The 13197-nt window shown below is 46.8% G+C and carries 9 protein-coding genes; 7 read left to right on the top strand and 2 right to left on the bottom strand.

Translation table 11 applies throughout. From position 1 onward, the window contains the following. The first annotated feature begins 145 nt into the window (after positions 1-145). A complete protein-coding gene (locus R7Q11_RS22265) occupies positions 146-1978 on the top strand; it encodes a protein-disulfide reductase DsbD (RefSeq protein WP_225455800.1) in 1833 nt (610 codons plus the stop codon). A 194-nt stretch (positions 1979-2172) separates the two neighbouring features. Then, positions 2173-2802 (top strand): response regulator, encoded by a 630-nt coding sequence (locus R7Q11_RS22260; protein WP_005382375.1) that lies wholly within the window; start codon positions 2173-2175, stop codon positions 2800-2802. Here R7Q11_RS22260 and R7Q11_RS22255 read toward each other — a convergent pair. Beyond that, positions 2799-4550: a potassium/proton antiporter gene (locus R7Q11_RS22255; protein ID WP_054577280.1), complete on the bottom strand. Its 1752-nt coding sequence runs from the start codon at positions 4548-4550 to the stop codon at positions 2799-2801. The genes R7Q11_RS22260 and R7Q11_RS22255 overlap by 4 nt on opposite strands. A gap of 520 nt (positions 4551-5070) precedes the next feature. On the opposite strand from R7Q11_RS22255, the gene R7Q11_RS22250 reads away from it, so the two are divergent. The 5 genes from R7Q11_RS22250 to R7Q11_RS22230 all read left to right on the top strand — a co-directional run bounded on the left by R7Q11_RS22250 (position 5071) and on the right by R7Q11_RS22230 (position 9645). Further along, a complete protein-coding gene (locus R7Q11_RS22250; protein WP_005382373.1) occupies positions 5071-5334 on the top strand; it encodes a DUF4212 domain-containing protein in 264 nt (87 codons plus the stop codon). A 12-nt stretch (positions 5335-5346) separates the two neighbouring features. After that, positions 5347-7074 carry a sodium:solute symporter family protein gene (locus R7Q11_RS22245; RefSeq protein ID WP_170890893.1) on the top strand — a complete coding sequence of 576 codons (1728 nt, stop codon included), beginning with the start codon at positions 5347-5349 and terminating at the stop codon, positions 7072-7074. Positions 7075-7182: 108 nt separating this feature from the next. Next, positions 7183-7665: a hypothetical protein gene (locus R7Q11_RS22240; protein ID WP_005382371.1), complete on the top strand. Its 483-nt coding sequence runs from the start codon at positions 7183-7185 to the stop codon at positions 7663-7665. A 199-nt stretch (positions 7666-7864) separates the two neighbouring features. After that, positions 7865-8242: a hypothetical protein gene (locus R7Q11_RS22235; protein ID WP_005382370.1), complete on the top strand. Its 378-nt coding sequence runs from the start codon at positions 7865-7867 to the stop codon at positions 8240-8242. Between the two features lie 17 nt (positions 8243-8259). After that, positions 8260-9645 (top strand): class II fumarate hydratase, encoded by a 1386-nt coding sequence (locus tag R7Q11_RS22230; protein WP_170890894.1) that lies wholly within the window; start codon positions 8260-8262, stop codon positions 9643-9645. Between the two features lie 90 nt (positions 9646-9735). On the opposite strand, the gene R7Q11_RS22225 is transcribed toward R7Q11_RS22230, so the two are convergent. Then, positions 9736-13167, bottom strand: coding sequence for a PAS-domain containing protein (locus R7Q11_RS22225; protein WP_170890895.1), 3432 nt, complete (start codon positions 13165-13167; stop codon positions 9736-9738). Positions 13168-13197 lie beyond the last annotated feature (30 nt).

Raw genomic sequence — 13197 nt, 5'->3', positions numbered from 1 at the left:
CTCGGGGAGCTTCGGCTCCCTTTTTTATTGCCTGTTGTCTTGATTTATGCTCAATAAATCTTCATTTTCATGAAACTTATTGACTCGCCTCCGGGTCTGATTGAGTTACACTAACGGCAATTATCTAAGATGAATTGACTCTTTTATGCGCGCATTACTTTCCGTTTTACTCTTAGGGCTCATTACCTTTTCCACTCCGTCTTTAGCTTTATTTGGCAAAGACCAGTTTAACAGTAGCCAGAACAACAGTTTTGGTAGCAGCAGCGACAGCTTTGTTCCGGTTGATCAGGCGTTTCCATTTAACTTCTACCAGCAAGATGACAAATTGATGCTCGATTGGCAGGTACGTGACGGGTACTACCTATATCAAGAGCGCTTGTCTGTAGCTGGTGAGAAAGTATCGCTAGGCGAACTGCAAATGGAAGACGGCACACCGCATAAAGATGAATTCTTTGGTGACGTGCATATCTATACGCAACCTCTCTTCGTTAACGTACCAATGTATGATTGGCAAGACGGTGCGCGCGTGGTGGTGCAATACCAAGGTTGTGCGAAAGCAGGCTTCTGTTACCCGCCAGAAACTCGCGTGATTCCTATCAGCGCGTTTACTTCGTCGAACTCAGATTCAACAACGGCGACAACTGCATCAAAAGCAGAACAGGCACCAACAGCAACGCCACCAGCGGTGCAATCATCTACGTCTGGTGACACATCATCAGTGCCAGTAACACAGCAAGATAGCCTTGCTGCCAACCTTGCTGATAACTGGTGGACACCACTTCTGTTCTTGGCGCTTGGTGTGGGCTTGGCGTTTACACCTTGTGTGCTGCCGATGTACCCAATTCTGACCAGCATAGTGCTTGGCAGTGGCAAGCTAAGCCAACGCCGCGCGCTAGGCTTGTCATTCGTCTACGTGCAAGGCATGGCACTGACTTACACCCTACTCGGCCTTGTGGTGGCATCTGCAGGTATGCAGTTCCAAGCGGCAATGCAACACCCTTATGTGCTGATTGGCTTGAGCGTACTGTTCATCGCACTCGCTTTGTCTATGTTTGGTCTGTACTCATTACAGCTACCAAGCAACGTTCAAACGTGGTTAAACAACCTCAGCAACAAACAGCAAGGCGGCAGCAGTGCAGGCGTATTCGCCATGGGGGCGATTTCTGGACTGGTGTGCTCACCATGTACCACGGCACCTCTGTCTGGTGCGCTACTTTACGTGGCACAAAGCGGCGATTTGCTTACCGGTGGTATCGCGTTATACGCGCTGGCGATGGGCATGGGTATTCCGCTGATTCTTGTTGCGGTCTTCGGCAACAAACTGCTACCAAAAGCAGGTGGTTGGATGGACCGAGTGAAAACACTCTTCGGCTTTATTCTGCTTGCCGCACCTATCTTCTTACTAGAACGCATCATGCCAGAAATGTGGTCAACGATTCTGTGGTCAGCACTGGGTATTGCTGCTTTTGGTTGGCTATACCACATCAAAAACAGTCTAGAGTTTGGTGGCTGGAAACAAAGTGCCGTGGGCATAATCGCCGTCTTAGGTTTGCTAGCCTCAGCACAACCTATCTTAAATTACTGGTTTGGCAACAGCACAACACAAACTCAGCAAGCCACTGTTAGCTTTACTCGCATTGCTAACGTGGCGGATCTTGAAGAACAACTGGCACTTGCGAAAGCGGCAGGTAAACCCGTCATGCTCGATTTCTACGCCGATTGGTGTGTAGCATGTAAAGAGTTTGAAAAGTACACCTTCCATGACCCAAGCGTCGAAGCCAAACTGCAAGACTTCGTTCTTCTGCAAGCGGACGTGACCAAAAACCAAGTGCAAGACATCGAACTACTGAAGCACATGAGTGTGCTTGGTTTACCAACAATTGAGTTTTGGGATGCCAGTGGTGAACACGTTTCAAACGCTCGTTTGACGGGCTTTATGCAAGCCGAGCCTTTCTTAGAGCATATCAAGCAGTTCTGATAACCAGATATTCAAACGCCAGTGATGTCCACTGGCTTTTTTTGTTGCTCAGATTTGAATAAGAACATTGCGTTTATATGCAATTTTCCTAATAAAAGTCGATTTGGTTCAGACTTTTAGCGAATAAATATTGTCCACTCTCTCAAAGCTGGACAATAATAAATTTAACGAAATAGTCAAAAGTGTTTAACGTCATGGATTCGACCTACACCATCATTATTGCAGATGATCACCCACTCTTCCGGAATGCCTTGTTTCAATCTATCCACATGGCTATTAGTGGTGCAAATTTGCTGGAAGCGGACTCACTCGACGCACTTCTGGCTTTGTTGGAGCGAGAGGAAGAGCCAGATTTAGTGCTATTGGATCTCAAAATGCCAGGAGCAAATGGTATGTCTGGCTTGATTCATTTGCGAGCAGAGCATCCAGATTTACCTATCGTCGTCGTTTCAGCGAGTGAAGAGCCGGCGATCGTGACGCAGGTGAAAAGCCATGGTGCATTTGGTTTTATTCCCAAGTCCAGCGACATGCGCGAATTAGTGAACGCGCTCAATCAAGTGCTGAATGGCGACCCATACTTCCCTGAAGGGTTGATCACCAATAACGCGGCATGTAATGACTTAGCGGAAAAGATTGCTGCGCTAACACCGCAGCAATATAAAGTGTTGGGAATGTTGTCCGATGGCTTGCTGAACAAGCAAATCGCTTACGAATTGAATGTTTCAGAAGCCACCATAAAAGCGCACATGACAGCGATTTTCCGTAAGCTCGGTGTAAAGAACCGCACGCAAGCCGTGATTATGCTGACGGAAATGAGCGACTAGATTGACATCTTATCGTCAGACTTACTTTTTTCGTTTGGCAATCGGATACCGACTTTAGTGACCTGCTGATCAACAACATCAGCGACGATCCAATGCAAACCTTGCCACTCGAAATGGTCTCCCAATACTGGCGTGCTACCTAATTGCTCTTCGACAAGGTTTCTCAAACTTTTATCCAGCGGTTCATCCCCCAGATTCAAACCATACATCACGGCAATATCGGCAAGCTTCACTTCAATATCGAGGAAGAAGTCACCGAAGAATCGCGCTAGCGACGCTTTCTCTGGGGCTTCACTAAACAGTAAGCTCAGTGCATCTAAATCCTTTTCTTGTGCTAATACACACAAGGTATCATCTTCCTCAAGACGCGTACTGCCGGATGGGTGCAATAGCTCTTTACTGCGAAATACAGCGGCGATACGCGTTCCTTCCGGCATCGAAAGACTACGTAATGGCTCACCAATGCACCATTTATCTGCTTTAAGTCTATAGATAAACAGCTCCCACTCACTGGTCGGGTAAATCTCTACACCCGTACGCGAAATTGGCTCAGGCTTAGAAGGTAGCTCGACCTTTGCAAGAGACATCGCCTTAGTCAACGTGCCCCCTTGTACTATCAAAGACACCATTACTACAAAGAATGCCAAATTGAAGTACAGTTGAGCATCTGGCAACCCTGCCATCATCGGAAATACCGCGAGGATGATAGGTACAGCACCACGCAGTCCTACCCAAGAGACAAACCACTTTTCACGTGGCGTGAAACTCTTGAATGGCAGTAAACCAATCCAAACTGAGATTGGTCGGGCAAACAAAATCATCCCGAAAGCAAGCGCAAGACCTGGCAACGCAATAGAGAGTAAATTGGATGGCGTAACCAACAAACCAAGCACCAAGAACATACCAATTTGAGCTAGCCACGTCATACCATCTAAAACATGAAGAATAGAGTGGCGGCTGCGTGTTGGACGGTTACCTAATAAAAGACCAACAAGGTAAATCGACAAAATACCACTGCCACCCAAAGTGTTAGATAAAGCGAAAATAAGCAAGCCACCACTGACCGTTAAAATAGAATACAGCCCATCTGGTAATTGATTGCGATTGATAACTTTCCATAAGATCCAGCCACCAGCGAAGCCAAGTAACGCGCCAATACCAAACTGCTTAAGAAAACTGAACGCCAAAAAGCCCGCACTTAAATCTGCGCCAGGGTTCGCTAAAATAGCAATCAGAGTTACGGTCAGAAACACCGCCATTGGGTCATTGGTGCCGGATTCAATTTCCAGCGTTGAACCAACACGTTCGTTCAGGCTACGACCTTTGAGTAGAGAGAAGACCGCGGCAGCATCGGTGGAACCAACAATCGCACCAACCAATATGCCTTGCAATAAATCTAAGTCGAATAACCACGTTGCCATCAGCCCGGTTAAAATGGTGGTGATCGCAACGCCAAATGTCGCCAAAGAGACCGAGGGCCATAACGCAACCCTAAAGCTGGCGACCCGCGTTCTCATCCCACCATCAAGCAAAATGATGGCTAATGCGAGGTTACTAACCAAATAAGCGATCGAAAAGTTATCGAATAAAATGCCGCCTAAGCCGTCTTCCCCCGCTAGCATTCCAACGGCTAAAAATACCAAAAGAATTGGGATTCCCAACTTAGAAGACACTGGGCTTAAAAGAACGCTAAGTGCGATTAACAACGCACCTATTAGAAAAAAACTGTTAATGGTGTCTGCGTCCATTCTCACCCTCCCTTAATGAAAAACGATAATAATTGTGATGAGCAAGGCTACTTCGTTAATGAGGTAATGCCCTAATCTGCCTCCCCTTTACACCGTCTCAAAATGCGAGGTTGTACGAGAATGACTCAGTTATATTACTTTATTGTGCGTTAAAACGGTGATTTGATGCGAAAACTTTATGTAAATAAATTACTTGTGAGCTTTCTTATCTACGCCTTCTCTCTTTAAGAGCCACAAGATCACCACCAATACTTACACAGCATCTCCAAGTTCAATGAAGAAAAGATTAATGGCCCGTCTTAATCATGCCTGTTTATCCAATCAACCTTTAGACCTTTGGCTAACTTAACAGTTTATTAACATAACGTTTTGCCCCTTTGTTCGCTGCAAAAGCCCATAATATGGGGGTTCTTCATTTTTAACACCCCGACTAAAGTTGAAAAGAGTTATTGCCAACACCTTGCTAATGTACATATTGAAACATTTCATTAACAACAATACCAATCGTAAGGAGACGGCAATGGCATTTGAAAGCGAAGAAAGAGCCAAAGCCTATTGGGACAAAAACGTGAAGCTCATGATCGGCCTAATGGTCATCTGGTTCGTCGTGTCTTTCGGCTGCGGCATTTTATTTGTCGACGTACTAAATCAATTTCAACTAGGCGGTTACAAACTCGGTTTCTGGTTTGCTCAACAAGGCTCCATCTATGCGTTCCTAGGAATTATTTTCTATTACGCATGGAAGATGCGCCAAATTGACCGTGAATTCGGCGTGGACGAATAAGGAGTCACTCAGATGGATTTGAAAACTATTACCTACCTGGTCGTTGGCGCCACGTTCATCCTGTACATCGGGATTGCTATTTGGGCTCGCGCCGGCTCAACCAAAGAGTTTTATGTTGCTGGTGGCGGTGTAAACCCGATTGCAAACGGTATGGCAACCGCAGCCGATTGGATGTCCGCAGCGTCGTTTATCTCAATGGCAGGCTTAATTGCCTTCATGGGCTATGGCGGCTCAGTATTTCTAATGGGTTGGACTGGTGGTTACGTTCTGCTTGCGCTGTTGCTAGCACCTTACCTACGCAAATTTGGGAAGTTTACGGTGCCAGAGTTCGTTGGTGAACGCTTTTACTCCAATACCGCACGTATCGTAGCGGTTGTTTGTCTTATCATCGCATCAGTGACTTATGTTATCGGTCAGATGAAAGGCGTGGGTGTTGCGTTTGGTCGCTTCTTAGAAGTGGACTACTCCACTGGCCTATTAATTGGTATGTGTATCGTTTTCATGTACGCGGTTCTTGGCGGCATGAAAGGCATCACTTACACGCAGATTGCTCAATATTGCGTACTCATTCTTGCTTACACTATCCCTGCAATCTTTATCTCTCTGCAACTCACTGGTAACCCAATCCCACAAATTGGTCTGGGGAGTACCATGGCTGGTACCGATGTCTATCTACTCGATCGGCTTGACCAAGTTGTGACCGAACTCGGATTTAGTGAATACACGACCCAAGTACGTGGCGACACACTTAATATGTTTGTCTACACCATGTCACTGATGATTGGTACTGCCGGTCTACCACACGTAATTATCCGTTTCTTTACCGTGCCGAAGGTTCGCGACGCACGTACATCAGCAGGCTGGGCTCTGATCTTCATCGCAATCCTTTACACTACAGCACCAGCGGTATCAGCGATGGCTCGTCTCAACCTAATGAATACGGTAAATCCAGCTCCGGGTCAGCACCTAGCGTATGACGAGCGTCCTGCGTGGTTCAAAAACTGGGAAACAACTGGACTACTCGGTTTTGACGATAAAAATGGCGATGGCAATATCCAATACACTTCAGATGCGTCCACCAACGAACTGCGCGTTGATAACGACATCATGGTATTGGCTAACCCAGAGATCGCTAAACTACCAAACTGGGTGATTGCACTTGTGGCAGCAGGTGGTCTTGCAGCTGCACTATCTACCGCAGCAGGTTTACTACTCGCCATTTCTTCAGCTATTTCCCATGACTTAATCAAAGGGGTTATCAATCCGCACATATCCGAGAAAAAAGAGCTACTTGCTAGTCGAATATCAATGGCAGTAGCGATAGCAGCCGCAGGCTATCTCGGTTTAAATCCGCCTGGATTTGCCGCAGGTACGGTAGCACTCGCCTTTGGTCTTGCCGCTTCATCCATCTTCCCTGCATTGATGATGGGCATCTTCAGCAAGAGCATCAACAAAGAAGGCGCAATCGCCGGTATGATTGCGGGTATCAGTATTACGCTGTTCTACGTATTCCAACACAAAGGCATCCTTTTCGTTGCTGATTGGAAATATCTAGAAAGCTGGGGAACAAACTGGTTCCTGGGTATTGAGCCAAACGCGTTTGGTGCTATTGGCGCACTATTTAACTTCATCGTCGCATTCGCTGTATCCAAAGTAACAGCAGAAACGCCACAAGAAGTAAAAGACCTAGTCGAACACGTTCGCGTGCCAGTAGGTGCTGGTAGTGCAGTGGATCACTAAAAACTAATCAAAACCACAAAAGCCCCGTTTGGAACCAGCCGTCCGGGGCTTTTTTATTCTCACTTTTCAGTTACCATATTCGCAGTATGTCGTTGCAAGGAAGCCAAGATGTTCAAAAACAAGCACTTTATTCTCGCTCTACTGATTGCGCCAGTTCTCTCTTTGATCGCTTACTTCGGTACCGATATGGCCCTCAGCGAGAAACCCCACGCGGCGCAAGAAGGGGAAACTTACAAACTCGCGAGTAAGTCTAATTGTCGTTACACCAGTGGTCTGTGTGATATGGAAAATGGCGATTTTAAAGTGAAATTTCGCTCTGAAAAACTCACTAAAAATAACTTAGAATTGTCACTCAACGCCGCTTACCCACTTGAAGGGGTTAAAGTTTCTATTGTGAGTGACAAAGAGAAAAACGCTCAACCGATTGATATGAAGCCCGCAGATCAAGCAGGCCAAAGCTGGTACATCACCTTACCAAAGCCTGCATCTGCAGAAAGCTGGTTAAGAGTCGTCATTCAATCAGGCGGCACACTATATTATGGTGAAACACAAACCGCATTTGTGAAGTACGAAACCTTATTTACTGAATAACGGCGACAAGCTAATTCACCGGTATTCAAACGACAGTGACTTAGTTTCACTCAGCATAAATGAATTCCTACTCAGCCGACGCCTTTGCGTCGGCTTTTGTTTCAGTAAGTCTTTCTTCAACAACCTCTTACTCTAAAAAGGGTTGCCAACTCACAATTTAATTGATAATAATTATCATTACATTTGATGAGAGGTGGTTATGGACAACAAACGGGACATCTTTAACGCATTTTTTAAAGCCCAAGATAGATTCCTTCTCGCCGCACCACATGGCTTTGAGCCAGACGTGATTCATGACTATATTCATTGGGGAATGGTGTTGTCTTCCTGTTATGAACACGATGCCGATGAAGAAAATCTATTGTTGTGTGAGCTGTTTTTACGTCAGGTTTATTTCCATTTACTAGACGCAATTCAAGACTCAACTCGCAGTCGTATCTTCCGTCGTGTCTGTCTCGATTCTATCCATACGCCATTATTCTGTCTCAAACGCTATTACTACCAGTTTGAACAAGGCGACGTGAAATTTCTCGCACTACAACAACAATTACGCCTGATTCAAATCTCACTCGATTAACCAAAAGGATCCCTACCATGAGCACCGAACTCCGCATAGAAACTGACAGTATGGGCGAAGTTACTGTCCCTGCAGATGCTCTCTACCAAGCCCAGACTCAACGCGCCGTCGATAACTTCTCATTCAGTCAACATAAAATGCCATCTGGTTTTATCAAAGCGTTAGCACACATCAAGCAGACTGCGGCACTCACCAACGCACAGCTAGGGCTGCTTGAAGGAGATATTGCCAACGCGATTGCTGACGCAGCTCAAGCAATTATCGAAGGCAATCATATTGAGCAATTCCCAATTGACGTATTTCAAACCGGATCAGGCACTAGCTCAAATATGAATGCGAATGAAGTAATTGCAACACTGGCCTCCCAGCATCTAGGCGGCACTGTCAGCCCTAATGATCACGTCAATATGGGACAAAGCAGCAACGATGTGGTACCAACGGCCATTCAAGTTAGCGCAGCATTAGCCATCGAAAAACAGCTCTTCCCGGCCCTGTCACACCTCAGCCAAACACTAGAGTCTAAACAGCAAGCATTGAAAGATGTTGTAAAAACCGGTCGCACCCACTTAATGGACGCGATGCCAATTACCTTTGCTCAAGAACTTGGCGGTTGGCAGTTCCAAATCGAGCATGCAAAACAAGCGATTGAACAAACACTTCCTGCTGTAAAAGCCTTAGCCCAAGGTGGTACGGCGGTTGGAACGGGGATCAATGCCGATCCACGCTTTGCAGACTTATTCGCTAGCAACCTAACCCAGTCAACTCGCATTCAGTTCACGGCCAGTGATAACTTCTTTTTCAATTTAAGCAGTCAAGATGCGATCGTCGCTCTGTCGGGACAGCTCAAAACAGCAGCAGTTGCGATCATGAAGATCGCAAACGATCTTCGTTGGATGAATTCAGGCCCATTGGCTGGTTTAGGTGAAATTGAATTACAAGGCTTGCAACCGGGTTCTTCCATCATGCCTGGCAAAGTAAATCCTGTGATCCCAGAAGCCGCAGCTATGGCATCAGCGCAAGTCATTGGTAATGACACCACCATTACCGTCGCAGGCCAAGCGGGCAACTTCCAGCTTAACGTCATGTTGCCAGTTATTGCTCATAACGTATTGGAGAGCATCGAGTTACTCTCTAACAGCGCAACCGCTTTAGCTGACAAAGCCATTGCGACGTTTGAAGTTCGCCAAGATAACTTGGATGTAGCACTCGCCAAAAACCCAATTTTGGTCACGGCTCTCAACCCGGTCATTGGTTACCTAAAAGCGGCAGAAGTCGCGAAAAAAGCCTACAAACAGGGGCGCGCGATTATTGATGTCGCGGAAGAAGAAACTGATTTGGATAGAGCCACACTAGAGCGATTGCTTAATCCAGCCAAACTGACCCAAGGCGGCGTCGCAGAATAAACGGCAAACTCAGCCTATCAACTAAGATTACAAATATCGAGACCTCCATTCGGAGGTCTCTTTTATAGCGATTTTTCAAACACTCCAATCCTAAGCGACTCGATTGAGCACCGAACGCAGCTTAAGCGGCTTAACTGGCTTAGCAATAAAGCTGAACCCATTTGCTTGGATGCCATCAAGCATATCATCGGTACGATCTGCACTGATGATGACGCCTTCAAAGCTGTGGCCTAATCTCAGGCGGCATTGCTGTAGCACTTCTAAACCAGTACGACCATCATCAAGTCGGTAATCGGAGAAAATTACATCCGGAATCCAACCATCCTCAAGCGCTTGTAGACTTTCAACTAAATCAATCGCAACTCGCGTATCGCAGCCCCATCGGGAAAGTAAGTTTTCCATGCCGACTAGAATGTCAGGCTCATTATCGACACATAGGATTCTCAGATGACCAAGTTCAGATTGCTTACTCATTGCCACGTGAACTGGATGAGGCTGAACATGATCAGCTTTATCTAGGGTGATGGAAAAAACACTGCCTTTTCCAACCCAAGAGCGCATCGAAATTTCATGCCCAAGTACCTGAGCAATTCCTTTCGAAATCGCCAAACCAAGTCCGAGACCTTGGTCGGAACGAACTTGAGTTCCGCGATTAAACTCTTCAAAAATCTCTTGCTGCTTCTCTTCTTCAATACCCACTCCATTATCCCATACATCAATACGCACTCGCCCTTTCACGCGGCGAACACCGAGTGCGACTTTGCCATTCGGGTTATAACGAAACGCATTGGTCAGGAAGTTTTGCACCACACGGCGCAGCAGTTTGGGATCCGACTTAACCATGAGTGAGGACGGAATCATGGTGAACTCTATACCTTGCTGTTTGGCTAACGCACTAAACTCAGCATTCAAATTCGATAACACATCATTTAACGCAAAGCCATGCACGTTGACTTCCAACTTGCCCGATTCCAAACGCGAGATATCCAGCAAATCTCCAATTAAGTCTTCGGCAGCCTCTAAAGCACTTTCAATGTGTGCTGACAGCTTTTTGGCTTCACTGTCTTTGGCGACTTCCGATAGTGAAGATGCGAATAGACGCGCCGCGTTGAGCGGTTGCATCAAGTCATGACTTACTGCCGCCAAGAACCGTGATTTGGACTTCGATTCCAAATCCGAGCGCTGCGTCGCTTCCACCAGCTGCTTGTTAAGTTGTTCTAATTCTCGAGTCCGCAGACGTACCCTTTCTTCCAATGTCTCGTTGGCGTCTTTCAGTGCTTGCTCTGCATCACGGAATACGGTGATGTCGGTAAAGCTCATCACAAAGCCACCACCTGGCATTGGGTTACCTTGCACCTCTATCACGCGACCATCGGGACGAACCCGAGAAGAGGTGTGCCGAGTCCCTTGCTCAAGGTGATAAACACGGCGACGGACGTGGTCATCAGGGTCACCAGGGCCACACAACCCCTGCTCTGCATTGTGCCGAATCACATCCGCAATCGGTCGACCTACTTGAATCAAGCCTGGCGGAAATTCAAAGAGTTCTAAATAGCGTTGGTTCCACGCTACCAAGCGTAGTTGCTTATCGACGACCGCAATACCTTGTCCAATATGCTCAATCGCGCCTTGGAGTAAACCCCGACTAAAATCGTACAGTTCAGAGGCTTCATCGACGATAGTCGCCACCTCTTCAAGCTGCATGTTTCTACCTTGCAGAGCGGAAGTAAGTACTAACTTAGCAGAAGATGCACCAAATACCCCTGCTAGCACACGCTCCGTATGCCGAATCAGAGAAGATGGCGCTTGTTGATTCGGCATCAACTCTTCTCGTTGCTGGCTCCAGTAGGCTTGAAACGCCGCTTTAACTCGCGTTCGTCCTACAAATCTGGACGCTAGCATTTCCAGTTCTGCAACCGTAACGCGGCTCTGGTACAGACTCATATTTTCGCTTTCAGGCAACGGTGTACCAACGAATGATGCCGATTGTAAGCGCTCACTTAGGCTTGGTCGGGTAGCCATAGAAACCACAACAAAACACACTGCATTAGCGACCACACTGAGGATCATCCCCCAATCTGAAATCGCGATATCAAAACTAGCCAATACCTCTGGTGGCGTAATCAACCAGATCAGGAAGTTATTGCTGGCGTCTCCGGCAAGCATGTCTGTTTGGCTCATTAACGTAATCAGCCAGGTAGCAAAACCCACCGCGAGGCCGACATACACACCTTTCTTATTCCCTTGACGCCAATACATACCGCCAACCAGCGCAGGAGCGAATTGCGTGATAGCCGCGAACGAGAGAAAGCCGATAGCAGAAAGTGAATGAATGGTGTCCAACGCTTGATAGAAACACCACGCGCCAATCAACAAAACTAAAATCAAACCACGGCGGATCCGCAGTAATAATTCAGAAAAATGATGATGGTTACGCTGCGTCAGTCGCATGCGACGCAATAGCAATGGCATAACCAAGTCATTCGAGACCATGATCGCTAAAGCAATCGTCGATACGATAACCATGCCACTTGCCGCTGAAGTACCGCCTAGAAACGCAAGTAAGGCGATTTCACTCGCCCCTACCGACATCGGCACACTGATGACATAAGTATCAGGCGAAGCGCCACTCAAGAGACCTTGCCCTACCCACGCAATAGGTAAAACAAAAATCCCCATTAAGATCAGATAAATGGGGAACAACCAACGAGCCACATGCAAATCTTGAGCACGTTCATTTTCCACTACCATCGTATGGAATTGTCGCGGAAGGCATACGATCGCCAGCATGGTGAGTACAGTATGAATCAATATAGTCGGGATATTTGGTGACTGATACGTCTGTGCGGCAACATCAATTAAGCTCAAACTCTCGGTGTTCATCGCCAACCAAACAATGAAGACACCGACCACTAAAAAAGCCAGCAGTTTGATAATGGATTCGAAGGCAATTGCCATCATCATCCCACGATGGTGTTCCGTGTTATCAATGTGGCGGGTACCGAATAGCATCGTAAAAATCGCCAATGCGACCACAACAAACCACGACACGCTATCATTTTGATAACCAAAATCAGTAGCCAGCTCTGGAGCAATGATTTCAAGCCCCATAGTGATACCACGCAGCTGTAAAGCGATGTACGGCAAAATTCCCGCAACCGCTATGAGCGTAACAACCACGGCCAAACCTTGGGATTTACCGTAGCGTGCTCCGATAAAGTCAGCAATCGACGTGATGTGTTCCCGTTTAGCAATCAAAATAAGCCGAGCTAAAACGCGCCATCCGATGGTAAACACTAAAATGGGAGCAATATAGATGGGCAAGAAAGACCAAGGATTACTGCTGGCCTGCCCGACCGTGCCGTAGAAGGTCCATGATGTACAGTACACCGCAATGGAAAGGCTATAAATCCAAGGCCGCCAGCGTGCTAGCCACCTTTTCTGAATGTCGCCGTACCACGCGATGATAAATAAAGCTCCCAAATACGCTAAAGAAACGGGAACCACCAGCCATCCTTGCATCCGATATCCTTTCTTGCCTTTCTTGCTACT

The sequence above is a fragment of the Vibrio sp. 970 genome (assembly GCF_033339075.1).
Note: the sequence above shows the minus strand (reverse complement) of the source record. Positions and strands in the feature narration are given on the sequence as shown.

What these genes read in the sequence shown, in the direction of transcription:
- R7Q11_RS22265 (WP_225455800.1), top strand. Translation starts at nt 146, where the DNA reads ATGCGCGCATTACTTTCCGTTTTACTCTTAGGGCTCATTACCTTTTCC.
- R7Q11_RS22260 (WP_005382375.1), top strand. Translation starts at nt 2,173, where the DNA reads ATGGATTCGACCTACACCATCATTATTGCAGATGATCACCCACTCTTC.
- R7Q11_RS22255 (WP_054577280.1), bottom strand. Translation starts at nt 4,550, where the DNA reads ATGGACGCAGACACCATTAACAGTTTTTTTCTAATAGGTGCGTTGTTA.
- R7Q11_RS22250 (WP_005382373.1), top strand. Translation starts at nt 5,071, where the DNA reads ATGGCATTTGAAAGCGAAGAAAGAGCCAAAGCCTATTGGGACAAAAAC.
- R7Q11_RS22245 (WP_170890893.1), top strand. Translation starts at nt 5,347, where the DNA reads ATGGATTTGAAAACTATTACCTACCTGGTCGTTGGCGCCACGTTCATC.
- R7Q11_RS22240 (WP_005382371.1), top strand. Translation starts at nt 7,183, where the DNA reads ATGTTCAAAAACAAGCACTTTATTCTCGCTCTACTGATTGCGCCAGTT.
- R7Q11_RS22235 (WP_005382370.1), top strand. Translation starts at nt 7,865, where the DNA reads ATGGACAACAAACGGGACATCTTTAACGCATTTTTTAAAGCCCAAGAT.
- R7Q11_RS22230 (WP_170890894.1), top strand. Translation starts at nt 8,260, where the DNA reads ATGAGCACCGAACTCCGCATAGAAACTGACAGTATGGGCGAAGTTACT.
- R7Q11_RS22225 (WP_170890895.1), bottom strand. Translation starts at nt 13,167, where the DNA reads ATGCAAGGATGGCTGGTGGTTCCCGTTTCTTTAGCGTATTTGGGAGCT.